This window comes from Blastococcus sp. SYSU D01042, assembly GCF_054050515.1.
On the sequence record NZ_JBJGZM010000015.1, the window covers coordinates 1 to 22,931 of the forward strand.

20 protein-coding genes are annotated in these 22,931 nt (G+C 72.8%); 6 read left to right on the forward strand and 14 right to left on the reverse strand.

Going from position 1 to position 22,931, the window contains the following annotated elements:
• Window positions 1-142: 142 nt before the first annotated feature.
• From fabG to ACI79H_RS19110, 4 genes are all read right to left on the reverse strand, one after another.
• The gene (gene fabG / locus ACI79H_RS19095) at window positions 143-907 is read right to left on the reverse strand and encodes a 3-oxoacyl-ACP reductase FabG (RefSeq protein WP_456556004.1); all 765 of its coding nucleotides are present in this window, start codon (window positions 905-907) and stop codon (window positions 143-145) included.
• Between the two features lie 116 nt (window positions 908-1,023).
• A complete protein-coding gene (locus tag ACI79H_RS19100) occupies window positions 1,024-1,443 on the reverse strand; it encodes a DUF350 domain-containing protein (RefSeq protein WP_456556005.1) in 420 nt (139 codons plus the stop codon).
• A 51-nt stretch (window positions 1,444-1,494) separates the two neighbouring features.
• Entirely contained in the window at window positions 1,495-1,956 is a 462-nt protein-coding gene (locus tag ACI79H_RS19105; RefSeq protein ID WP_456556006.1) for an AAA family ATPase, read from the reverse strand.
• 1 nt (window position 1,957) lies between these two features.
• Window positions 1,958-3,400: an AI-2E family transporter gene (locus ACI79H_RS19110; RefSeq protein WP_456556007.1), complete on the reverse strand. Its 1,443-nt coding sequence runs from the start codon at window positions 3,398-3,400 to the stop codon at window positions 1,958-1,960.
• A gap of 126 nt (window positions 3,401-3,526) precedes the next feature.
• Between ACI79H_RS19110 and ACI79H_RS19115 the strand changes: the two genes are divergently transcribed.
• A complete protein-coding gene (locus tag ACI79H_RS19115; RefSeq protein WP_456556008.1) occupies window positions 3,527-5,062 on the forward strand; it encodes a DUF222 domain-containing protein in 1,536 nt (511 codons plus the stop codon).
• A gap of 23 nt (window positions 5,063-5,085) precedes the next feature.
• Here the strand turns inward: ACI79H_RS19115 and ACI79H_RS19120 are convergent, their stop codons facing one another.
• The 3 genes from ACI79H_RS19120 to ACI79H_RS19130 all read right to left on the reverse strand — a co-directional run bounded on the left by ACI79H_RS19120 (window position 5,086) and on the right by ACI79H_RS19130 (window position 6,982).
• Window positions 5,086-5,484: an ankyrin repeat domain-containing protein gene (locus ACI79H_RS19120; protein ID WP_456556009.1), complete on the reverse strand. Its 399-nt coding sequence runs from the start codon at window positions 5,482-5,484 to the stop codon at window positions 5,086-5,088.
• Window positions 5,481-5,996, reverse strand: coding sequence for a GNAT family N-acetyltransferase (locus ACI79H_RS19125; protein ID WP_456556010.1), 516 nt, complete (start codon window positions 5,994-5,996; stop codon window positions 5,481-5,483). Before ACI79H_RS19125 ends, ACI79H_RS19120 begins: the two co-directional genes overlap by 4 nt.
• Window positions 5,997-6,064: 68 nt before the next feature.
• Window positions 6,065-6,982 carry an SDR family oxidoreductase gene (locus ACI79H_RS19130; protein WP_456556011.1) on the reverse strand — a complete coding sequence of 306 codons (918 nt, stop codon included), beginning with the start codon at window positions 6,980-6,982 and terminating at the stop codon, window positions 6,065-6,067.
• 105 nt (window positions 6,983-7,087) lie between these two features.
• Here ACI79H_RS19130 and ACI79H_RS19135 point away from each other — a divergent pair, with 105 nt between their 5' ends.
• Entirely contained in the window at window positions 7,088-8,650 is a 1,563-nt protein-coding gene (locus ACI79H_RS19135) for an MFS transporter (protein WP_456556012.1), read from the forward strand.
• On the opposite strand, the gene ACI79H_RS19140 is transcribed toward ACI79H_RS19135, so the two are convergent.
• Window positions 8,619-9,233 carry a TetR/AcrR family transcriptional regulator gene (locus ACI79H_RS19140; protein ID WP_456556013.1) on the reverse strand — a complete coding sequence of 205 codons (615 nt, stop codon included), beginning with the start codon at window positions 9,231-9,233 and terminating at the stop codon, window positions 8,619-8,621. The genes ACI79H_RS19135 and ACI79H_RS19140 overlap by 32 nt on opposite strands.
• Before the next feature lie 148 nt (window positions 9,234-9,381).
• On the opposite strand from ACI79H_RS19140, the gene ACI79H_RS19145 reads away from it, so the two are divergent.
• From ACI79H_RS19145 to ACI79H_RS19160, 4 genes are all read left to right on the forward strand, one after another.
• A complete protein-coding gene (locus ACI79H_RS19145) occupies window positions 9,382-11,502 on the forward strand; it encodes an AMP-binding protein (protein WP_456556014.1) in 2,121 nt (706 codons plus the stop codon).
• An 11-nt stretch (window positions 11,503-11,513) separates the two neighbouring features.
• Window positions 11,514-12,776 carry an acyl-CoA dehydrogenase family protein gene (locus ACI79H_RS19150; protein WP_456556015.1) on the forward strand — a complete coding sequence of 421 codons (1,263 nt, stop codon included), beginning with the start codon at window positions 11,514-11,516 and terminating at the stop codon, window positions 12,774-12,776.
• Between the two features lie 61 nt (window positions 12,777-12,837).
• Entirely contained in the window at window positions 12,838-13,950 is a 1,113-nt protein-coding gene (locus ACI79H_RS19155; RefSeq protein ID WP_456556016.1) for an acyl-CoA dehydrogenase family protein, read from the forward strand.
• Window positions 13,951-14,073: 123 nt separating this feature from the next.
• Window positions 14,074-14,826, forward strand: coding sequence for a dienelactone hydrolase family protein (locus tag ACI79H_RS19160; RefSeq protein ID WP_456556017.1), 753 nt, complete (start codon window positions 14,074-14,076; stop codon window positions 14,824-14,826).
• A gap of 100 nt (window positions 14,827-14,926) precedes the next feature.
• Here ACI79H_RS19160 and ACI79H_RS19165 read toward each other — a convergent pair whose 3' ends face one another.
• From ACI79H_RS19165 to ACI79H_RS19190, 6 genes are all read right to left on the reverse strand, one after another.
• Entirely contained in the window at window positions 14,927-15,958 is a 1,032-nt protein-coding gene (locus tag ACI79H_RS19165; RefSeq protein WP_456556018.1) for an ABC transporter ATP-binding protein, read from the reverse strand.
• Complete coding sequence (locus ACI79H_RS19170; protein WP_456556019.1) at window positions 15,958-17,058, reverse strand: ABC transporter ATP-binding protein; 1,101 nt, start codon at window positions 17,056-17,058, stop codon at window positions 15,958-15,960. The genes ACI79H_RS19165 and ACI79H_RS19170 overlap by 1 nt, the downstream gene beginning before the upstream one ends.
• The gene (locus tag ACI79H_RS19175) at window positions 17,055-17,996 is read right to left on the reverse strand and encodes an ABC transporter permease (RefSeq protein WP_456556020.1); all 942 of its coding nucleotides are present in this window, start codon (window positions 17,994-17,996) and stop codon (window positions 17,055-17,057) included. The genes ACI79H_RS19170 and ACI79H_RS19175 overlap by 4 nt, the downstream gene beginning before the upstream one ends.
• A gap of 42 nt (window positions 17,997-18,038) precedes the next feature.
• Window positions 18,039-18,998, reverse strand: coding sequence for an ABC transporter permease (locus ACI79H_RS19180; RefSeq protein ID WP_456556021.1), 960 nt, complete (start codon window positions 18,996-18,998; stop codon window positions 18,039-18,041).
• Between the two features lie 6 nt (window positions 18,999-19,004).
• A complete protein-coding gene (locus ACI79H_RS19185; protein ID WP_456556022.1) occupies window positions 19,005-20,618 on the reverse strand; it encodes an ABC transporter substrate-binding protein in 1,614 nt (537 codons plus the stop codon).
• Window positions 20,619-20,956: 338 nt separating this feature from the next.
• Complete coding sequence (locus ACI79H_RS19190; RefSeq protein ID WP_456556023.1) at window positions 20,957-22,630, reverse strand: ABC transporter substrate-binding protein; 1,674 nt, start codon at window positions 22,628-22,630, stop codon at window positions 20,957-20,959.
• Window positions 22,631-22,931: the final 301 nt, after the last annotated feature.

The following is a 22,931-nucleotide window of genomic DNA, read 5'->3' on the forward strand; positions in this document are numbered from 1 at the left end:
GGGGGGGGTCGGCGGGCGCGGCCCCGTGGGGAAGACGGGCGGGGGGGCGCCGCGGTTTGGCCGCGGCGGGGGGCGGGGGGGCGGCCCCCCCCCGGGCCCCCCCCCCCCGGTCGTGCTCCCCGCGCGGTGCGCGGGTCCCTGCTCAGGCCTTCGGGCCACCCGCGGCGTAGACGACCTGGCCGGAGACGAAGCCGGCGCCCTCGCTCACGAAGAAGGACACGAGGTGCGCGATGTCCTCGGGCTGGCCGACGCGGGCCACCGGGATCGAGGCGCCCGCACCCTTGATGAAGTCGTCGAAGGGGATGCCCATGCGGTCGGCAGTCGCCTTGGTCATCTCGGTCTGGATGAAGCCGGGGGCGATGGCGTTGGCGGTGACGCCGAACTTGCCGAGCTCGATGGCCAGGGTCTTGGTGAAGCCCTGGAGGCCGGCCTTGGCCGTCGAGTAGTTGGCCTGGCCGCGGTTGCCCAGCGCCGAGGTGGACGACAGGTTCACGATCCGGCCCCACTTGGCCTCGATCATGTGCTTCTGGGCGGCACGCGACATGAGGAAGGCACCGCGCAGGTGCACGTTCATGACGATGTCCCAGTCGGAGTCCGACATCTTGAACAGCATGTTGTCGCGGAGCACGCCGGCGTTGTTGACCAGCACGACCGGCGGGCCGAGCTCGGCGGCGATGCGGTCGACGGCAGCCTGGACCTGCTCGGCGTCGCTGACGTCGGCCCCGACGGCCAGCGCCTTGCCACCGGCGGCCTCGATGGCGTCGACGGTGTTCTTGGCCGACGCCTCGTCGAGGTCGAGGACCGCGACGGCGAAGCCGTCCTTGGCCAGCCGCTGCGCCGTGGCGGCACCGATGCCGCGCGCACCGCCGGTCACGATCGCCACGCGGTTGTTGACTGCCTCGCTCATGGACTTTCCTCTCGTCAGGTCTGCTGCTGCCGTCGTCCCGACCGAGGGGAGCGGCACCTGCCCGGCACCTTACGGCCACCCGGTGAGCTGGCCGTCACACGGGGCGGGGGCGGCCGCTACGGCCAGATCGAGGCGACGATGATCGCGGCCACCGCGAGCTGGCCCGCGGCGCTCACCAGGCTGGCCGGGTGGAAGCGCACCTGGACCAGCGCCGACCCGAGCGATCCTGGCGTGACCAGGTTGAGCACGAGGAAGGCCACCGCCTGGAGCAGCACGCCCAGGACGCCGAAGACGACCGTCCACCACAGCGCCTGGCCGAAGCCGTCGGTCGCGTTGGTCCAGATGGTGGTGAACGCGATCGCGCCCTGGCCGAGGAAGCCGGCGGCCAGCACGATCCCCGCGTTGACCGACCCCTCCTGGTAGATGTGCCGGCCGAGGTGGCCGGGCGTGAGGAGGTCGAGCGCCACGAACCCGAGCACCAGGAGCGCGATGCCCACGCCCGTGTAGGCGGCGGCGTAGCCGATGCTGGCCAGCACGAGGAGGACCTCCGGAGGGAGCGGTGGGACCGGGACAGGGCGTGGCCGTGTCTACAGCACCGGGCCGGCGGGCGCATGCAGCGGTCCCGGTGGCGACCGGACGACGTCGACCCGGGCGAACCCCTCGGCGGTGCTCGGGGACTCGAAGCGGGCCACCGCGGCGTGCACGCCGACCAGCGGCACCCGGCAGTGCTCCGGCCGCTGCGCGTTGCGCGCCAGGCACACCGCCAGAGGCGTGTCCACCCACACCGCCCGCGCGGAGACCCCGGCGTCCCGTGCCGCGGCGACCAGGGTGGCGCGTTCGGCGGCGGAGGGGTTCGTGTTGTCCACGACCACGCTGCGCCCCTCGGCGAGCAGGCCGGCGACGACCCGACGCTGGCGGGCCTCGCGGTGCCGCGCACGTGGCCAGTGGTCCTTGCTCACGACCGCGTGCGTGGCGGACAGCGCCTCCGCCACCCAGGTCGACTTCCCGGCGCCCTGCAGGCCGACCATGACGACGAGCTCCTGCGGCACGTCAGCGGGCGGGGTCGCGCGGGTCGGGCGCCGGCGCGTCGCCGGCCGACGTCGCTGCCTCGCCGACGGGCGCCGCAGCCTGCTCGGCCACCGGCCGGCGCGGGTGGTGCAGCCGCCGGACCGAGGCAAGCGCCGAGCGGCGCGCGTGCATCCGGCGCCGGGCGCGCGAGGTCCGGGGCGCGCGCGGCTCCTCGCGCAGCAGTGCGTCCAGCCAGTGGCCGCGCGGGTCGACGTCGACCAGGAAGGCCTTCACCAGGAGGGTGAGCGGGATGGCCAGCAGCGCCCCGAGCGCGCCGAGCACCCAGCCCCAGAACAGCAGCGCGATGAACGTGACGGTCATCGACAGCCCGACGGAGTCCCCGACGAAGCGCGGCTGGATGAGCGTCTGCACGACGAAGTTGAGCAACGTGTAGATGACCACGATGGCGATCAGCTCGCCCCAGCCGCCCGCGAGCAGCCCGAGGAGGGCCGGTGGGACGACGCCCAGCACGAAGCCGATGTTGGGCACGTAGTTGGTGATGAAGGCCAGCAACCCCCACAGCGGCGCGGCCGGCACGCCGAGTATGGCCAGGGCGATCCCGTCCCCGATCGCCACGATGGCCCCGAACACGGTGCTCACCAGCAGGTAGCTGCGGGTGCCCTGGGCGAAGAGGTTGAAGGCGACCGGCAGGTGCGGGCGCTCCTGGGCGATGGCGGCCAGCCGCCGGCCGTAGCCGCTGGACTCGATGGCCATGAACACCAGCGCGGAGAGCAGCAGGATCAGCGTGCTGGCCGCGGCGGTGAGCCGGCCGAGCAGGCCGGTCGCCAGGCCGACGACCTGGCCGTAGTCGATCTGCTCGACCAGGTCGGAGAGCTGACCGGAGACCAGTCCGGCGTCGTTGAGGTCGTCGACGACCCCGTCGAGCAGCTCCTCGGCGCGGCCGGCGTAGTCGGGGAGCAGCGCGGCCAGCTGGGCGACGCTGGCCACCAGCAGGGCGACGAAGCCGAGCAGCACCGCCCAGACCAGGAGCAGCAGCACCGTCGTCGCCACCCAGCGCGGCGCGCCGTGGCGGCGCAGCCAGCTCGAGACCGGCATGAGGCCCACGACGACGACGAGCGCCAGCAGGATCGGCGCGGCCAGCCAGGCGACCGCGCGCAGGCCGGCGATCGCGATCGTCCCCGCCGCCAACCCGGCCAGGAGCAGCAGCCAGCGGGGCAGCCCGGTGGGCGAGGCGCTCACGGCCTCCGTCGCGGGGACGGCGCCCGCAGGGTCTGGCTGGGAGACCGGCGCCGGCCCGGTGTCGTCGGCCGGCTGGGTGATGTCGGCCGGCTCGGCGATGTCGGCCCGCTCGGCGATGTCGGGCGCGACCGGCCCGGCGAAGTCGACCGGCTCGTCGGGTTCATCGGTGGGCCGGAGCACGCGCGCCGCCTCCCGGCCGCTGCCGTGCACCTCCGGTCGCACCACCGCGCTCCCCCTCCTCGGACGGGCGCCCCGTACCCCGTGATCGTGCACCCATGCCGGGCGCGGCGCACCGCTCCTGCCCGCAGCTGCGCGCGCGGGAAGTGTCATACCTCGAACGATGTTCGGTGCATGCCGGTGGCCGCAGGTGCTCGTTCGCTGATCGAGGGCGTGCTGCTGGGTCGGGCTCTGGAGCGGGAACCCAAGCTGTCGAGGCTGCCGGTGCAGGTGATGACCGCCGCCGAGGTGGCGGCCGAGCTGGGCCGGGTGCAGGCGCGTAAGGCGATGGAGGCCGCCTACGAGGCGGAGCTGCTGATGGCCCTGGCCGCGGCCCGCCCGGATGCCGACGACCCGCCACCCGGGCATCCGGGTGCGGGGCGGCGGGGTCCGGGGTCGCCGGTGCCGGGCACCAGTGAGTTCCTGCCCGAGGAGGTGGCGCTGGTGCTCAACTGCGGGCGCCGGTTCGCCGCCGACCTGCTGGGCGACGCCCACCAGGTGGTGGAGCGGATGCCGGCGGTGCTCGCCGCGTGCGCCGCCGGGCGGCTGGACTGGTACCGGGCGCGGGTGTTCGCCGACGTGCTGGGCACCGCGTCGGAGGAGGTGGTGGCGGTGGTGGTGCCCGCGGTGCTGCCACTGGCGGCCGGCCTGTCCTCGGGTGGGCTGCGCAACCGGCTCGTCGCCGCCGCGATCGCCGCCGACGAGGAGTTCGCCGAACGACGCCGGATCGCCGCCGAGCGCCGCGCCGCGGTGCGGCTCCACCCGACCGCCGACGGCATGTCAGCGCTCACCACCGAGCTACCCGCACCGGTGGCCGCAGCGATGTGGTCCACCATCGACCAGGCCGCCCAGCTCGCCCGCACCGGCGGAGACGACCGGCCCATCGACCTGCTGCGCGCCGAAGCCCACGCCGCCCTGGTGCTGCGCCCCTGGGACACCACCCGGCCCCCGGTCACCGGGCACCTGACCCTCACCGCGCCCCTGTCCGCGCTGCAGCCCGGCCGGGCACGCAGCGCCGAAAGGACCGCCGACCGGGTCGAGCGGGCCGCGGCCGGTGAGTCACCCCCCGCCGTCGGCGGCACCCCGATCACCGCCGCCCACCTGCGCGAACTGCTCGGCCAGCTCGAAGCACTCGGCGCCCAGGCCCCGCCCGGCGGCAGCCTCACCCTCGCCCTCACCGACGACCACGGCGCCCTGCAGGCCACCCTCACCGACACCGAACTCGCGCGCCTGGCCGCACGCGGCTGCGGGCAGCACGGCGGCATCGCCGACTGCGCCTGCCCGATCACCGGGCCACCCGCCGAAGCGGCCGGCTACACCCCCACCGCCGCACAACGCCGCTTCCTCGCCCAACGCGACCGCACCTGCCGCCACCCCGGCTGCCCCCAGCCCGCCGCACGCACCGACGCCGACCACGTCACCGCCTACGACCGCGGCGGGCGCACCACCTGCACCAACCTCTGCTGCCTGTGCCGCACCCACCACCGGCTCAAGACCTTCGCCCGCGGCTGGCGCTTCGAGCTGCAACCCGACGGCACCCTGGCCGTCACCACCCCGACCGGCACCACCCGCACCACCCGACCACCCGGCCTGCGCGACCCCCGCGAGCAGGCAGCCCTCCCCGCTCCCGCGCCGGCTCCGTCAGGCCCGGAGGACGAGCCACCGTTCTGAGGCAGCGCCGGCATCCGGAAGGCTCAACGAGGGGCGTCGAGGAGTTCGGTCATCGCCGTGAGGTCGAAGAACTGCGCGGTAGCCCGGGCGCTCTGCCCGCCCAGGTCCGGGTCGGCACCGGCGGCGAGCAGGTGGGCGACCGTGTCGGCGGACTGCTTGAACACCGCTGCGGCCAGCGCCGTCTGCCCCTTGTCGTTGACCCGGGCGTGGTCGGCACCCCGCGAGAGCAGGGCGGCCACCGTCTCGGCGTGCCCGTAGTAGGCCGCGAGGAGCAGCAGCGTGTCGCCCTTCTCGTTGGTGAGGTTCACCGGCGCCCGCCGGTCGATGTAGGACATCAGCTCGTCGGTGTGTCCGAAGCGGGCCAGGTCGAACATCCGGCGGGCCACCTCGAGGAGGCCGGGATCGGCCGGTTCGCTGGTCACGGGCCCACCCTAGGGCCGTCGAGCGCCAGCTTGTAGCCCACGTGCGAGGCCTCGAAGCCCAGACGCTCGTAGAAGCGGTGCGCCTCCGGGCGCGCCCGGTCGGTGGTGAGCTGCACCAGCGCGCACCCGCGACGCCTGCTCTCCTCGACCGCCCAGCGGATCAGCGCCTCCCCGAGCCCGGCGCGACGCCGGCCGGCGCGCACCCGCACCCCCTCCAACTGCGCCCGCAGCGCTCCGCGGCGCGACAGCCCGGGTAGGAAGGACACCTGCAGCGTGCCGACCACCTCCGCCCCGGCCACCGCGATCACCAGGAGGTGCGCCGGGTCGGCGTCCACGAGCGCGAACGCCCGCCGGTAGGGCTCGAGGTCGCCGTCGGCGGACTCGCGCACCGCGCCGAGCGGGTCGTCGGCGAGCAGCGCCACCAGGTCCGGCAGGTCCGCGAGCTCGGCCCGGCGCACGAGCACGCCGGGCACCCCGGGCAGCGGGCCCCACGCGACGCCGACGTCGTCCACACGCGGAGTGTGCCGCAGCCGGCCGGGGCGCGGAACGCCTCCGGCCGGCCGCGGACGAGCGGTGCGGGTCAGCCCGCGGCGGGGCGGATGCCGCGCTGGTCGGCGTTGGGCGCCGCCTTCGCGACCAGGCCGGGGAGCACGTCGTCGAGCTCCTCGGTCGTCCAGCGCGCCCCCTTGTCCACACCCGGACCGGCCTGCCAGCCCTCGGCGACGCTGATCGCACCACCGCGCACGTTGAACACCCGGCCGGTGACCTCGCGCGCCGCCGGCCCGGCGAGCCACACGACCAGCGGGGCGATGTTGTCCGGCGCGGAGGGGTCGAACTGCTCCGGGTCCGGCTTCTCGCGGTCCGGCCGCAGGTTCTCCGTCATGCGGGTCAGCGCCGCAGGGGCCACCGCGTTCACCGTGACGCCGTACCGGCCCAGCTCCATGGCGGTGATGACCGTGAAGGCCGCGATCCCGGCCTTGGCCGCGCCGTAGTTCGACTGCCCCTGGTTGCCGTAGATCCCGGACGACGACGTCGTGTTGATGACCCGCGCGTCCACCGGCCGCCCGGCGCGGTGCTCCTCCCGCCAGTAGGCGGCCGCGTGGCGCAGCGGCGCGAACGTGCCCTTGAGGTGGACCTGGATCACCGAGTCCCACTCCTGCTCGGACATGTTCACCAGCATCCGGTCGCGCAGGATGCCGGCGTTGTTGACCAGCACGTCCAGCCGGCCGAAGTGGTCGATCGTCGACCGCACGAGCCGCTCGGCGGCGGCGAAGTCCGATACGTCGTCGCCGTTGGCGATCGCCTGGCCGCCGAGGGCGCGGATCTCGTCGACGACCTCGCCCGCGGGCCCGGTCGAGCCGCCCGTGCCGTCCACCTCCGCCCCCAGGTCGTTGACGACGACGGCGTAGCCGTGCCGCGCGAACTCCAGGGCGTGACCGCGGCCGATGCCACGCGCCGCTCCCGTCACGATGACCACGCGTTGCTCGTCCGACTGCATCAGGCAGCCTCCTTCTGGTCGGGTGGCCGTAGAATCCCGTTCCAGGATTGCCGGCGTCAACCGGCCGGCCGCCGTGAGGCGACCCGACGAGCTCCGAGGGGACGCATGGCCACCGACGCGCGGACGCCCAGCAGCGAGGTGGCCCCACCGCCCTCCACGACCTCCGAGGAGGCCGGCGCCGTCGAGGCGCCCGACGGACGCGCGGTCATGCGCGAGGCCTGGCGGACGCTGTCGGTCGTCAGCCTCGCCAGCATCTTCTCCGGCATGTCCGGCAGCGCGCTCAACGTCGCGCTGCCGACCGTCGTGCGGCACTTCGACGCCAGCGCGACCGCGGCCAGCTGGATGCTGCTGGCCTTCATGCTCGCCAACACGGTCCTGATGATCTTCTTCGGCCGGCTGGCCGACATGTTCGGCCGCCGCTCCATGTACCTGACGGGGCTGGCGACCTTCACCCTCGCCAGCTTCCTGTGCGGCCTGGCCCCCGACGCCTGGACCGTGGTCGGGCTGCGCGTGCTGCAGGCCGCGGGCGCGGCGATGCTGTTGACCAACAGCGCCGCGCTGGTCACCGCCGCCTTCCCCCGCGCCCGGCTCGGCCAGGGCATGGGCATCTACCTGGCCTCGTTCTCGGTCGCCCAGCTGCTGGGCCCCACGGTCGGCGGGGTGCTCGCCGAGCACGCCGGCTGGCGCTGGGTCTTCTGGTTCAACGTGCCGATCGGGCTGTTGTGCCTGGCCTGGGGCGCGTGGGCGCTCCCCCGCGTCGCGCGCTCCGGGCAGCGCCAGGGCATCGACATCCCGGGCAACCTGCTGGTCCTGGTCGCGCTGGGCAGCGGCCTGGCGGCGCTGTCGCAGGCGACGACGCTGGGCTGGACCAGCTGGGTGGTCGTCGGCGGCCTGGCCGTCTTCACCCTCGGCATGCCGCTGTTCGTGCTCTTCGAGCGCCGGGTGACCCACCCGCTGGTCGACATGACGCTCTTCCGCGACCGGCCCTTCGCCCTCGGCCTGCTCGCCTCGTTCCTGAACTCGACGTCGCAGGCCGGCGTGCTGCTGCTGTTCTCGCTGTACTTCCAGGCCGTGCAGGGCGTGGACCCGCTCACCGCCGGTCTGCGCGTGCTCCCGCTGGCGGTGTCGACGCTGATCTTCTCCTCGTCCTCGGGGTTCTTCCAGCGCCGCATCTCACCGCGCGCCCTGGCCGTGGTGGGCAACCTCTGCACGGGGGCGGGCCTGGTCGTGCTCTTCACCTCGGTGGCCACCGAGGCCGGGTACGTCGCCATCGCCGCGGGGCTGGTGCTCGCCGGCGCAGGATCCGGGCTGTTCATGCCGTCCAACACCACCGCGCTCATGGTGACGATCCCGGACGACCGGCTGGGCATCGCCAACGCGATGCGGCTGATGCTCCAGCAGAGCGGGTTCGTCGTCGGCACGGCCGTGGTGCTCTCGGTGCTCACCGCACCGCTGGCGCCCGAGCTGCGGCAGTACGCGTTCGCGGGCACCTTGTCCGACGTCTCGGCCGACGGGCTGGACGACCTGCTGCGCGGTTACCGGTGGACCCTGCTGACCATGATCACGCTCAACGCGGCCACCGTGCTGACCTCGCTGGCCGCGCTGCGGGCGACCACCCGGCGGATGCGCGGGGCGGTCAGGCCCGGGGATCCGACAGCCGGGCGATGATCGCCAGCGCGCTCTCGATGACCGCGTTCGCCTGCTCCTCGGTCTCGCAGCCGATGAGCTGACGGCCCGCCTCCCCCATCGCGGCGGTCAGGATGGAGACCAGCAGCCGGTCGGCCGGCCCCGTCCCCACCGCCAGCAGGACCGCGTTCTGCCGCACCCAGTCGTTGCGTCGCCGGCTGCGCACCAGGAAGAAGCCCGGCGGCCCGTCGCCGTCCAGGAACAGCCGGGCCAGCGCCCGTCGCGCCCACGTCGTCTCCAGGTAGGCGCGCGCGCCCACGAGGAACAGCTCCGCCGGCGACGTGAGGCCGTTCCGCCGTGCGACGGCGACCGCGGTGGCCGCCTCCTCCTCGTAGGCCGCCTGGTGGTCCTCCCAGACGGCGAGGAACAGCTCGGACTTGCCGCCGTAGTGGTGGTAGAGGCTGCCGACGCTCAGCCCGGCGCGCTCGACGACGTCGGCGACGCTGCACTCGGCGAAGCCCTTGGCGGCGAACACCTCGCCCGCCGCGGCGATCAGCGAGCGGCGCGTGTCGGCGGTCCGGCTCCACTGCCAGGCGTTGCTCTGCGACTGCCCGCTCGCCCGCACCGGCCCACCCCTCGACCCCGATCACCGCGACGCGCGAACCCTACTGGCGCGTAGTGGCCTGCGTCACCCTCTCGTCACGCCGCGACACCGCTGGGGACTCAGGCGAACCCCTTGCAAAAGAACTTCGAACCCTGAATGGTTAGCCGCTGTGATCGAAGCCACGCCGGCCGGAGCCAGGACGGTCGCCCGTCTCGCCCGGCACGTGGAGGTCGCCCTCGCGGGCTGCGATCTGAGCGTTCCCCAGTACCGGTTGCTGAGCCTGCTGTCCGAGGGGTCGGTCAACGCCTCCACGCTCGCCCAGCGGCTCGTGGTCAGCCGTCCCAGCGTCACCGCGCTGGTCGACGGGCTGGTGGCCCGCGGCATGGTCGAGCGCGGGACCGACCCGGCGGACCGCCGGCACGTCACCCACGTGGTCACCGAGCGCGGCGAGCGCGTCCTCGCCGAGGCCGACGCCGCCGCAGCCGCCCGGCTGCAGGACCTCGGCACCCACCTGTCCCCCGACGACGTCCCCGCCGCGCGCGCGGGTCTCGCCGCCTGGGAACGCGCCCTCGACTCCTACCGCGACACCGCAGCGCGCGCCCCCGTCTGGCCACCGACGTCCTCGACAGGAGACAGCATGCCGCCCACCACGTCCCAGGACACCGCATCCCAGGAGACCGCGTCCCAGGGGACACCGGCAGCACCCGACACCGCCGCGCTCGTCGAGCGGGCCTCCGCCACCGGCATGCTGAGCGCCTTCTGGGCCTCCGTGCAGCCGAACGCCACCGCGATCCGCTCCGCCCAGGCCGACCTCACCTTCGCCCAGCTCAACGCCCGCACCAACCAGCTCGCCCGTGCGCTGCGCAGCCGCGGCCTGGGTGCGGGCGACTCGATCGCCCTGATCAGCTCCAACCGGCCCGAGTTCGTCGAGACCCTCTACGCCGCCCAGCGCACCGGCCTGCGGCTCACGCCGGTCAACTGGCACCTCACCGCCGACGAGATCGGCTACATCCTCCGCGACTGCGGTGCGCGCGCCGTCGTCGTCGACGGCCGGTTCGCGGCGACCGTCGCGCAGGCGCTGGACGGCGTGGACGCCGCGGCGCTGCTCGTCGTCGACGGCACCGCCGAGCCCTTCGAGGACTACGAGCAGGCGCTGGCCGCCGAGTCCACCGAGGACATCGCGGACCCGATCCTCGGCAGCACCATGGCCTACACCTCGGGTACCACCGGCCGGCCCAAGGGCGTGCACCGCCCGCCGGCCGCGACCACGGGGGCGGCCGCCTCCGAGCTGGCCACCCTGGTCGCCGCGGCGTCGGCCTACGTGCCCGGGCAGGACCTCAACCTGGTCACCGGCCCGCTGTACCACTCGGCACCGCTGCTGTTCTCGCTCAGCATGCCGCTGTCCCGCGGCGCCGGCGTCGTGCTCATGGACAAGTGGGACGCCGAGGAGACGCTGCGCCTGATCGAGCAGCACCGGATCACGCACACGCACCTGGTGCCGACGATGTTCCACCGGATGATCTCGCTCCCGCAGGAGGTCAAAGACCGGTACGACGTGAGCAGCCTGCGCAACATCTGGCACGGCGCCGCCCCGTGCCCGGTGCCGGTCAAGCAGGCGCTCATGGACTGGCTCGGCCCCATCGCGTGGGAGTACTACGCCGCCACCGAGGGCTTCGGCACCGTCGTGTCGCCGCAGGACTGGCTGGCCCGGCCCGGCACCGTCGGGCACCCCTCCCCCGGCCACATCCGCATCCTGGACGACGCCGGCGAGGACGCACCCGCGGGCGTGCCCGGCACCATCTACCTGCGCGCGCCGGAGACCGGCCGGTTCGTCTACCTCGGCGACGAGGCCAAGACCTCGTCCTCCTACAAGGGCGACTACTACACCCTCGGCGACGTCGGCTTCCTCGACGAGGACGGCTGGCTCTTCCTCACCGACCGCAGCGTCGACCTGATCATCTCCGGCGGCGTGAACGTCTACCCGGCCGAGGTGGAGGCCGTGCTCATCACCCACCCCTCGATCGGCGACGTCGGCGTCATCGGCGTGCCCGACCCGGAGTGGGGCGAGTCGGTCAAGGCCGTCGTGGAGCTGCAGCCCGGCTACGAGCCCTCCCCCGCGCTGGCCGAGGAGCTGCAGACCTGGGCCCGCGAGCGGCTGGCCCACTTCAAGTGCCCGCGCACCGTCGACTTCGTCGAGGAACTGCCCCGCACCCCGTCCGGCAAGCTGTCCAAGCGCGTGCTGCGGGAGAACTTCCGCCAGCAGGCAGCCGCGGCCGGCGCGGACGCCTGAGAGGACCCGTCATGCCGCTGACCGTCCGCCCGATCCCGACGCTGGACGAGCGCATCAACGACATCCGCATGCGCACCGCGGAGATCGTGAACGACGACATCCTGCCCAACGAGCGCAACCTGTGGCGCTCCGCGCGCGGGGGCGCGGTCGAGACCGAACCGTCGGTCATCGACGCCGAGGAGCTCCGCGAGGAGATCAAGCAGAAGGTCCGCAAGGCCGGCCTCTGGGCGCCGCACCTGCCGCAGGAGTACGGCGGCATGGGGCTGGACTTCCTCGCCCACGCCTACATGAACGAGGTGCTCGCCTACGCCATGGGAGCGGCGGCGCTGTTCGGCGTCGTCGCCCCGAACTCGGGCAACCAGACCATCCTGCTCAAGTACGGCACCGACGAGCAGAAGGAGCAGTGGCTGCGGCCGCTCGTCGAGGGCGAGATGGAGTCCGGCTTCTCGATGACCGAGCCGGAGAACCCGGGCTCGGACCCCCGCTCGCTCACCACCACCGCGGTGCGCGACGGCGACGACCTGGTGCTCAACGGGCACAAGTGGTTCACCTCCAACGGCCACGCCGCCGACTTCTTCATCGTCATGACCCGCGTCGTCGACGCCGACCACGACCCCGCCTCGGGCCGCGGCCAGATGGCGCAGCTGATCGTGCCGACCGACGCCCCCGGCGTGAACATCGTCCGCGGGGTGGGCATCTGGGGCCGGCCGACGTCGGACCACGTCGAGGTCCGCTACGAGAACGTCCGGGTGCCGGCGAAGAACCTGCTCGGCTCCGTGGGCCAGGGGCACCAGGCCGCGCAGGACCGGCTGGGCGCCGGCCGCGTCTTCCACTGCATGAACTCCATCGGCCAGATGTGGCGCGCCTTCGACCTGATGGTCGAGCGGGCGACCACCCGCACGGTGCACGGCGGGCCGCTCCAGGACAAGCAGTTCGTCCAAGGGTTCATCGCCGACAGCTACATGGACATCAGCGCCGCCCGCCTGATGACCATCCAGGCCGCCGAACGGGTGGCCCGCAACGACCGGGGCGCCCGGACCGACATCTCGTCGATCAAGGTCTTCGTGCCCGCGGCGTACTCCCGTGTCGTCGACCGGGCCATCCAGGTGTGGGGAGCGGCCGGGGTCTCCAGCGACCTCCCGCTCTCCGGCATGTACCTCGGCGCGCGCACCCTGCGTCTCGCCGACGGACCGGACGAGGTGCACAAGGTGCTGATCGCCAAGCACGTCCTCGACCGGTACGCCACCGAGGGCGGATGGGACTTCGGCAACTGACGCCGCGCCCGCACACCACCCGATCTTGTCCCGTCCGCACGACATCTGAGAGGTTCACCCCATGCTGATGCAGTTCGACAAGGAGCAGGAGGAGCTGCGGCGGACGCTGCGCCGCTTCCTCGAGACCAAGGCCTCCTCGGAGGAGGTCCGGCGCCTCATGGAGACCGAGGAGGGCTACGACCCCGCCGTCTGGAAGCAGATGGCCGAGCAGCTCGGCCTGCAGGGTCTGGCGATCCCCGAGGAGTTCGGCGGCTCCGGCTTCGGCATCCTGGAGACCGCGCTGGTGCTCGAGGAGATGGGCCGCGCGCTGCTGCCCGCCCCCTACCTCGCGACGATCCTCGCCGCGAACCTGCTCCAGCTGTCGGACGACCAGCAGGCCAAGGAGGACCTCCTCCCGGGCATCGCCGAGGGCACGACGATCGCCACGGTCGCCCTGGCCGAGGCCGACGGCCGCTGGTCGGCGGAGAACCTGCAGACCACCGCCACGCAGTCCGGCGACGGCTGGACCCTCCAGGGGTCGAAGTCCTTCGTCCTGGACGGCACCACGGCCACGCTGCTGCTGGTCGTCGCGCAGGCCCCCGGCGGCCCGAGCGTCTTCGCGGTCGAGGGCTCGGCCTCCGGCCTCACCCGCCGCGCGCTGACCACCCTGGACATGACCCGCAAGCTCGCCGAGGTGGAGCTGTCCGGCACGCCGGCCCGGCTGATCGGCGCCGAGGGCGACGCGGCGACGCTGGTCCCCCGCCTGATGCGCATCGCCACCGTCGTGCTGGCCACCGAGCAGGTCGGCGGCGCGCAGCGCTGCCTCGAGCGCACCGTCGAGTACGTCAACCTGCGCTACCAGTTCGGCCGTCCGGTCGGCAGCTTCCAGGCCGTCAAGCACCGCTGCGCCGACATGCTGCTCGAGGTCGAGTCGGCCCGCTCCGCGGCCTACTACGCCCTCTGGGCGCTGGCCGAGGACGCCGACGACGCCGAGATCTCGGCCGACCTGGCCAAGGCGTACTGCTCGGAGGCCTACTGGATCGCGGCCTCGGACTCGATCCAGCTGCACGGCGGCATCGCGTTCACCTGGGAGCACGACGCCCACCTGTACTACCGGCGCGCGAAGTCCACGAGCCTGCTCTTCGGCACCCCGACCGAGCACTGGGACGCCGTCGCGGAGAAGCTGCTCGCCTGATCCGGCAGCAGCCCGGCACTCCCCTCGCGACCCCCGGGTCGGCCTCCCCGGCCACCCGGGGGTCGCGGCACGTCCGGAGCCGGTCGCCGGGCGGGCCGCCGGTCGAGCCGCTAGAACGGGGGCATGTGCCACGACCACGACAGCCGCCCACCGGCCCCTCCGCGCAGCGGGGAGATCGGCGAGCGCGCGCCGCTCACCCTGACCGCGGCCGACGGGACCCACTTCGCCGCCGCGTACGCCGCGCCCGCCGCGTCACCCCGGACCGGCGTGGTGGTGCTCCCCGACATCCGCGGCCTGCACCCCTACTACGTCGCGCTGGCCGAGCGCTTCGCCGAGGCCGGCGTCGCCGCGGTGGCGGTCGACTGGTTCGGCCGGACGGCCGGCCTGCCCGAGGGCGGCACCCGAGGCGAGGACTTCGGCTGGAAGGAGCACATCCCGCAGACCACGTCCGAGGGCGTCGACGCCGACATCGTGGCGGCGGTCGCCGCGCTGCGCGAACGGCACGGCGCGGACCTGCCGGTGGTCACCGTCGGCTTCTGCTTCGGCGGCAGCCACTCCTGGCGCCAGTCCGGCGGGGACCTGGACCTGGCCGGGTGCGCCGGGTTCTACGGACGCCCCGCGCTCGTCGGTGACGCCGCCGGCCGCGCGCACCTGCCGACGGTCATGCTCATCGCGGGCGACGACGCGGCCACACCGGTCGAGGAGCAGCTCGCCCTGGCCGACACCATGCGTGCGGCCGGCGCGGAGGTCGACGCGCGCGTCTACGACGGCGCGCCGCACTCGTTCTTCGACCGTGCCTACAGCGACTGGAACGACGCCTGCCGCGACGCGTGGGAGCACGTCCTCGCTCTCACCGACCGGGTCGCCCGGGCCTGAGCCGGCGGTAGCTCACCGGTCGCGGAACGACGACCGCGGCTGGACCGACCGGGGATCCGGTCGGCCCAGCCGCGGGACGTCCTGCGACTGCAGCGAGCGATCAGGCGGGCGCCGAGGCGAGCGAGCGGTCGCCCTCGGAGGCCTGCTCACCGATCAGCGGGAAGTGGCAGGCCACGTACTGCCCCTGCGAGACCTCCCGCATCTGCGGCTCCTCCACCGCGCACAGGTCCGCCGCCCGCGGGCAGCGGGTGCGGAACCGGCACCCGCTGGGCGGGTCGACCGGCGAGGGCAGCTCCCCCGCCAGCCCGGCGTCCTCGTGCTTGGCCTCCGGGTCCGGCTCCGGGATGGATGCCAGCAGCGCAGCCGTGTACGGGTGCGCCGGCGCCGCGTACAGCGCGTCGGAGGGGGCGACCTCGCAGATCTTGCCGAGGTACATGACCGCGACGCGGTCGCTGATGTTCTTCACCACGGCCAGGTCGTGGGCGATGAAGACCATCGTCAGGTTGAACTCGGCCTTGAGGTCCTCGAGCAGGTTGAGGATCTGCGCCTGCACCGAGACGTCGAGCGCGGACACCGGCTCGTCGCAGATCAGCACCTCGGGCCGCATGATCAGCGAGCGCGCGATCGACACCCGCTGGCACTGGCCACCCGACATCTCGTGCGGCCGGCGCGAGCCGGCCCGTTCGGGATCGAGCCCGACCTCGGCCAGCATCTGGTCGACCCGGGGGTCGGTGCTGTCCTTGCCCTCCCAGATCGACAGCCCCTCGGCGACGATGTCCTTCACCCGGCGCCGGGGGTTCAGCGACGAGATCGGGTCCTGGTAGATCATCTGCAGCTTGGTGCGGCTGCGCCGGAGCTCGTCGGCGTTCAGCGAGCTCAGGTCGGTCTCGCCGAAGAGGATCTTCCCGGACGTCGGCCGGGGCGCCTGCATGATCGCGCGCCCGGTCGTGGACTTGCCGCACCCGGACTCCCCGACCAGACCCAGCGTCTCGCCCTTGGCGATGTCGAAGCTGATACCGGAGACCGCGTGGACTTTCTGCCCCCGCTCCAACGGGAACTCCACCACCAGGTTCTCGACCCGCAGGACGATGTCGCCCTGGTCGCGGAGGTGGGCGGTGCCGCTGCCGGCCATCAGGCTGCTCCTGCCGTTGCGAGGACCGTGTCGTCCAGGGGGGTCCCGGCCGCGGTGCGGCCGGCGGCCAGGTTGCGCGCGAGCGCCTCCTGACCCGCGGTCGTGCCGACCGGGAAGTGGCACGCCGCCTCGTGCCCGGCGGCGTGCGGTGCGAGCACCGGCGTCTCCGTCAGGCACTTGTCCTGCGCGTAGTTGCAGCGCGGGGCGAACGGGCACCCGGCCGGCGGGTCCACCAGGTCCGGCGGCCGGCCCGGGATGGCCTGCAGCCTGGTGTGGCTGGGCTGGTGCAGCCGCGGGATCGACCGCAGCAGACCCTCGGTGTACGGGTGCCGGTTGCGCGCGAAGAGCTCCTTCGTGGGCGCCCGCTCGACCACCCGGCCCGCGTACATGACGGCGATCTCGTCCGCTCGCCCGGCGACGACGCCGAGGTCGTGGGTGATGATGATCAGCCCCATGTTGCGCTGGTGCTGCTGGGACTCCAGCAGGTCCAGGATCTGCCGCTGGACGGTCACGTCCAGCGCCGTCGTGGGCTCGTCGGCGACCAGCAGCTTGGGGCCGCAGGCCAGCGCGATCGCGATCGTCACGCGCTGGCGCATGCCGCCGGACAGCTGGTGGGGGTACTCCCCGAGCCGCCGCTCGGCGGCCGGGATGCCGACCGACTTGAGCAGCTCGACGGCGTGGGCCTTGGCGACCTTGCCCTTCTCGCCCAGGTGGATGCCGAGGGACTCGGTGATCTGCTCGCCGATCTTGGTGACCGGGTTGAGCGAGGTCATCGGGTCCTGCAGGACCATCGCCATCTCGGCGCCCCAGATGCGGCGCATCTCCTTGGGCTTGAGCACCGTGAGGTCACGGCCCTCGAAGCGCACCGCACCCTCGCGGATCGTGTTGTTCTTCGGCAGCAGCTGCATGATCGACCGCGAGAGCACGGTCTTGCCGGAACCGGACTCGCCCACGATGCCGAGGGTCTTGCCGCGGTCCACCCGGAGGGAGACGCCGTCGACCGCCTTCACCACCCCGCGCGGGGTGTCGAAGTAGGTGCGCAGGTCGTCGACCTCGAGGAGCGGCTCGTCCGAGCCGCCGTTCACCGGCGCGGTGGTCACAGGTTGCTCCCTCGGACATCGAAGCGGGTGCGGAGCGAGTCGCCGACCAGGTTCAGCGACAGCACCGTCAGGAACATGGCGATGGAGGGGATGAGGACGACGTGCGGGGCCTCGTTGAGGTACCGCTTGCCGTCGAAGATCATCCCGCCCCAGGTCGGGGCCGGCTGCTGGACGCTGAGGCCCAGGAAGGCCAGCGTCCCCTCGAGCACGATCACCACGCCCATCGCCACCAGACCGAACGCGGCCACCGGGAGCACCACGTTGGGCAGGATCTCGCGGGCGAGCACCCGGGAGTTCTTGGCCCCCATCGTCCGGGCGGCCCGGACGAACTCCCGCTCGGCCACGGCGAGCGTCGTCGCCCGGGCCACGCGGGTGTAGATGGGGATCGAGAGGAACCCGACGATCAGCGAGATGACGACCAGGCTGCGGCCGACGAAGGCCAGCAGGACCAGCAGCAGCACCAGGGCCGGGAAGGCCAGGATGATGTTGATGATCGTCATGAGCACGGTCTCGACCTTGCCGCGGAAGAAGCCCGAGATGATGCCGAGGAAGCCCCCGACGACCATGCCGATGGCCACGGCCGTGACGCTGATGGTGACCGAGACGCGGGCACCGTGGACCAGCCGGGCCAGGGTGTCGCGACCGAGGCCGTCGGTACCCAGCAGGCCCGACTCACCGGGCAGCGCCAGCTTGTTGAGGACGTCGGGGACCAGCGGGTCCTTGACCGGCAGGATGTTGGCGAAGACCGCGCAGATCAGCACCGCGACCAGCCAGCCGACGGCCAGCCAGAAGGTGACGCCGAAGCCCTTCTTCCGCTTCTTCGCAGCCGGTGCGCCGGGCGCGACGCCGCTGGTCTCCTCGATCAGCCCGTCGCCGGGCGTCAGCTCGGACGTGGCCCCGGGGTGCGGAGCGCCGAGGTTGGGCAGCGGGGTGCTCATGCTTCTCCCTGTCCGGTCGAGCCGTGCACGGCGGTCACGGGATCAGACTCTTGCCGCAGAGCGTCCATGCGAGATCCTCGGGTCAAGGTACGAGTAAAGGATGTCGACGGTGAAGTTCACGACGACGTAGCTGACTGCGATCACCAGCGCGACGCCCTGCACCATCAGGAGGTCGCGGACGAGCACGGCCTCCAGCAGGAGCCGGCCGACGCCGGGCACGGCGAACAGCGTCTCGATGACCACCGATCCGCCGATGATCGCCCCGACCTGCACGCCGGCCACCGTCATCAGCGAGAACGACGACGGGCGGAGCGCGTGGCGGAAGAGGATCCGCCGGTTCGAGACGCCCTTGACCCGGGCCATGGTCACGAAGTCCTGCTGGAGGGTCGCGATCATGTCCGTGCGGAGCAGGCGGGTGTAGACCGCCATCTCCGCGATGGCCAGGGACAACGCCGGCAGCAACGCCGAGCGGAGGTTCTGCACCGGGTTGTCGGTGAAGTTCACCCAGCCCGTCGCGGGCAGGACGCCCAGCCAGACGGCGAAGATCAGGATCAGGAAGATCGCCACCATGAAGTTCGGCACCGCGAGGAGGCCGAAGCTCGTGCTGCTGATGATCTTGTCGGTCCGCGTGCCGGCCCGGTAGGCCGACAGCATCCCGACCGGGATCGCGATCGCCAGCGCGATGATGATCGCCAGGATCCCGATCTCCGCCGTGACCGGCAGCCGCTCGAGGATCGCCTGGCTGACCGGCTCGTTCGTCCGGTACGAGCGACCGAAGTCGCCGGTCAGCGCGTCGCCGATCCAGCTCAGGTACCGCATCGGCAGCGGGTCGTCGAGGTTCAGCTCGCTCCGCACGGCCGCGATGGCCTCGGGCGTCGCCGCCTCCGCCCCCAGGATCTGCAGCGCCGGGTCACCGGGCAGCAGGCTCGTGGTGAGGAAGGTCAGCAGCGACACCGCGAACAGCGTGGCCAGCAGCGACGGGATTCTCCTGAGGAGGTACATGGGCGCCTACTCCACTCGCCAGACGTGGCCCCACATGGCGGTCGAGGCGTTGGCCCCGTTGCCCATGGTGCCGTCGGGGAAGGTCCATCCGTCGAGGTTGCGGACGGCCTCCTGGGTGGCCAGCACCGTGAGGGTGCCGCCGCTGAACGCGTTCGGGACGTTCTCGTTCAGGATGAGCCCGATCTCCTCGACGGCGGCCTTGCGGGCCTCGGTGTCCGTCGTGGTGCGCAGGATCTCGAGCTGCGCGTCGATCTCCGGGCTCTGGAACGCCGTCATGTTCAGCGGGCCGTCGGTGAAGGCGTCGTCGAACACGAGGTAGGGGTCGCGGTCGGCACCGACACGGGTGCAGCCGGTCTCGTAGTCACGGGCGAGCATGTCCTGGATCCAGGCGGCCTGCTCGGTCTGCTGCAGCTCGACCTGCGCGCCCAGGGCGCCCCACAGCGCCTGGTAGAGCTGCGAGAGCTCGTTGAGGCTGGGGTCCGGCGGGCACTGGAAGGTGAACGACAGCTGCGTGCCGACCGGCTGGCCGTCGGAGCGCTCCGGGTCGTTGATGTACTCGTCGTACAGCTCCTGGGCCCGCTCCGGGTCGAAGCCCGGGTAGGACTCGGCGACCTCCTCCGAGTACCAGGGGCTGTCCGGGCTCCAGAACTGCGTCTGCGGGGGCGTGACGCCGGAACCGCCGAGGACCTCGATGAGGGCCTCCTGGTCGACGGCGTGCACCAGTGCCTGGCGGACGCGGATGTCGTCGAACGGCGCGATGCTCGTGTTCAGCGTCAGGCCGCCGGAGTTGCTGCCCAGGTGCTCGAAGTTGTTGACGCCGTCCAGCTCGCGGGCGCGGATGACCGTGCTCTGCCGCAGCGACTGCATGACGTCGATGTCACCGGACTGCAGCGAGGCCAGGCGGGTGTCCTCGTCGGGGATCGGCCGGAACACGATCTCGTCGAGGTAGGGCTTGCCCTCCTGCCAGTAGTTCGCGTTCTTCTCGACGACGAGCCGGCTGTCGCGCTGCCACTCGACGAAGGTGAAGGGGCCGGTGCCGACCGGCTGGGAGCCCGCGTCGGGGCCGGCCGCCGCGGCGGCGGTGGGCGAGAACGGCCAGCCGGAGGCGCCCACGAGGAGGTCCGGGAAGGCGGCGTTGGTCTCGGCCAGGCGGTACACGACGGTCAGGTCGTCGACCACGTCGAGCGAGCTCACCTGCGCCAGCTGCGCGGCCAGCCGCGAGCTCGGCGACTTCAGGTAGGTGTCGAAGATCGTCTTGAGCGCCTCGGCGTTCAGCGGGGTGCCGTCGTGGAACTGGACGTCGGGACGGAGGGTCAGCGTCCACTCGGTCAGGTCCTCGTTGGGCTCGAGGGACTCGGCGAGGTACGGCTCGACCGTCCCCTCCTCGGAGCGCTGCATCAGCGGGTCGTAGATCGCGTACGCGACGTTGAGGCCGGGCTGGTTGAACGTCCCCTCGTGGGGCATCCAGCTGTTCGTCTCGGCCTCGAGCCCGACGGTGATGGAGCCACCCTCGACCGGGTCACCGGCCTCGACGGCCTCGCTCACCGCACCGGCCTCGGCGTCCCCGTTCCCGTCGTCCCCGCCGCCACCGCACGCGGCGGTGCCGAGCAGGAGACCCACGAGGCCTGCGGAAGCGAGAGCTCGCTTCCACGGACCTCTCATCGGGCGCCGGTGTACTCGCATTGATTTGCTCCTCGAATGTTGCCTGCCGGCACAGCGACGGACCGGCCAACGGCGCGTCGATGTGCGAGCGCCCACAGCGCGTGCTGGGAGTCTGTCCTACGGGAGTGGGCTGCGTCACTAGGCGCCTCGCCACTCTCGCCGGGCGCCGAACTATGCGGTGCGCACAACGTCGCTCAGCGTGCTCATCCGGGCACTCCGCGGCCCCGCTCGCCGGTGCCCACCGGCGTGGCGGCCCGGGGCTCGCGGAGCCCCGGACCGCCGCGCCGGCAGGGTCGCTACTCGGTCAGCCAGACGTGCCCCCACATGACCTGCGCACCGTCCGCCCCGTTGCCCCGGGTGCCGTCCGGGAACACCCAGCCGTCGATGTTCTTGACCGCGTCCTGCGCGGCCATGACGGTCAGCGTGCCGCCGCTGAAGGTGTTGGGCACGTTCTCGTTGAGCACCAGGCCGATGGCCTCCACGGCGGCCTTCCGGGTCTCCAGGTCGGTGGTCGTCCGCAGGATGTCCAGCTGCTCGTCGATCTCGGGGCTCTGGAACGCCGTCATGTTCAGCGGGCCCTCGGTGAAGGCCGCGTCGAACACGAGGTAGGGGTCCCGGTCGGCGCCCACGCGGGTGCAGCCCACGTCGTAATCCCGGGCCAGCATCTTCTGGATCCACGCGGCCTGCTCCACCTGCTCGAGCTGCACCTGCGCGCCGAGCGCCCCGTAGAGCGACTGCACCAGCTGGGCGACCTCGTTGAGGCTGGGGTCCGGCGGGCAGCTGTACGTGAACGTCAGCGGGGCGCCCACGGGCTTGCCGTCGGAGCGGTCGGGGTCGTTGACGTAGTCGTCGTAGAGCTCCTGGGCCTTCTCCGGGTCGTACTGCGGGTAGGCCTCGGCGACCTTCTCCGAGTAGTACGGGCTGTCCTCGCTGTAGAACTGCGTGGTCGGCGGCGTCACGCCGGCCCCGCCGAGGACCTCGATGATCGCCTCCTGGTCGAGGGCGTGGGCGAGCGCCTGGCGCACCCGGACGTCGTCGAACGGCGGCTTGCTCGTGTTCATCGTGCCGCCGCCGGAGTTGCTGCCGAGGTGCTCGTAGTTGTCCACGCCCTCGAGGTCCCGGGCCCGGATGACGGTGCTCTGCCGCAGCGACTGCATGACGTCGATGTCGCCGCTGCGCAGGCTGGCCAGGCGGGTGTCCTCGTCCGGGATCGGCCGGAAGGTGATCCGGTCCAGGTGCGGCAGCCCCTCCTGCCAGTAGTCCTCGTTCTTCTCCACCACCAGCTGGCTGTCCCGCTGCCAGCTCACGAAGCGGAAGGGGCCGGTGCCGACCGGGTTGGCGCCGGCGTCCTCACCGGCCGCCGCGGCCGCGGTCGGGGAGAACGGCCAGCCGGGCGAGGAGACCAGCAGCTCCGGGAACGCCGCGTTCGGCTGCGACAGCCGGTAGACGGCGGTGAGCTCGTCGACCACGTCCAGCGAGGTGACCTCGGCCAGTGACGCGGCCGCGTTCGAGCCCGGGGCCTTCAGGTAGTCGTCGAAGATGGTCTTGAGCGCCTGGCTGTCCAGCGGCGTCCCGTCGTGGAACCGGACGTCGGGACGCAAGGTCAGGGTCCACTCGGTGAGCTCCGCGTTGGGCTCGAGCGACTCGGCGAGGTAGGGCTCGACCTGACCGTCCTCGGTGCGGTGCATCAGCGGGTCGTAGATGGAGTACGCGATGTTGACGCCGGGCTGGTTGAAGGTGCCCTCCCCCGGCAGCCAGCTGTTGGTCTCGGCCTCGATGCCGACGGTGATCTCACCGCCCTCGACCGGGTCACCGGCCTCGACGACGTCGCTCTGCGCACCCTCCTCGACGTCCCCGCCGTCCCCGTCGCCGCTCCCGCAGGCCGCGCCCCCCAGCAGGAGCGCCGCCAGGCCGGCCGCGACGGCGGCCCGCCTCCACGGGCGTCCCGGCCGGAACCGATGTCCTCGCATGTGCTCTCCCCGACTCGTCGCGTACCGACACGACGACGGGCCGGCAGCACCGGCCCGTCGTCGAGCGCGCCGTGGGCGCGCGCAGGGAGTGTGGCGCATGACGTGAGCTGCGTCACCCCCTCGCGTCGCGGCCGGCCCCGGGCGCCGCCCGCCGGACCGGCCCCGTGACGCAGCACGGCGGCCCGGGCGCGGTGCTCCCCCCGGCCGCCCCGTGCAGTAGGTCCAGCGGGTGGGGTGCGAATTGGTGGTCCAGAAGTGGCCCCACAATGCGGCCCCGTTCCGACCGGCCTTGGCCTTGGTT

What these genes read in the sequence shown, in the direction of transcription:
- ACI79H_RS19115 (WP_456556008.1), top strand. Translation starts at nt 3,527, where the DNA reads ATGCCGGTGGCCGCAGGTGCTCGTTCGCTGATCGAGGGCGTGCTGCTG.
- ACI79H_RS19175 (WP_456556020.1), bottom strand. Translation starts at nt 17,996, where the DNA reads ATGAGCACCCCGCTGCCCAACCTCGGCGCTCCGCACCCCGGGGCCACG.
- fabG (WP_456556004.1), bottom strand. Translation starts at nt 907, where the DNA reads ATGAGCGAGGCAGTCAACAACCGCGTGGCGATCGTGACCGGCGGTGCG.
- ACI79H_RS19180 (WP_456556021.1), bottom strand. Translation starts at nt 18,998, where the DNA reads ATGTACCTCCTCAGGAGAATCCCGTCGCTGCTGGCCACGCTGTTCGCG.
- ACI79H_RS19155 (WP_456556016.1), top strand. Translation starts at nt 12,838, where the DNA reads ATGCTGATGCAGTTCGACAAGGAGCAGGAGGAGCTGCGGCGGACGCTG.
- ACI79H_RS19160 (WP_456556017.1), top strand. Translation starts at nt 14,074, where the DNA reads ATGTGCCACGACCACGACAGCCGCCCACCGGCCCCTCCGCGCAGCGGG.
- ACI79H_RS19150 (WP_456556015.1), top strand. Translation starts at nt 11,514, where the DNA reads ATGCCGCTGACCGTCCGCCCGATCCCGACGCTGGACGAGCGCATCAAC.
- ACI79H_RS19130 (WP_456556011.1), bottom strand. Translation starts at nt 6,982, where the DNA reads ATGCAGTCGGACGAGCAACGCGTGGTCATCGTGACGGGAGCGGCGCGT.
- ACI79H_RS19190 (WP_456556023.1), bottom strand. Translation starts at nt 22,630, where the DNA reads ATGCGAGGACATCGGTTCCGGCCGGGACGCCCGTGGAGGCGGGCCGCC.
- ACI79H_RS19165 (WP_456556018.1), bottom strand. Translation starts at nt 15,958, where the DNA reads ATGGCCGGCAGCGGCACCGCCCACCTCCGCGACCAGGGCGACATCGTC.
- ACI79H_RS19135 (WP_456556012.1), top strand. Translation starts at nt 7,088, where the DNA reads ATGGCCACCGACGCGCGGACGCCCAGCAGCGAGGTGGCCCCACCGCCC.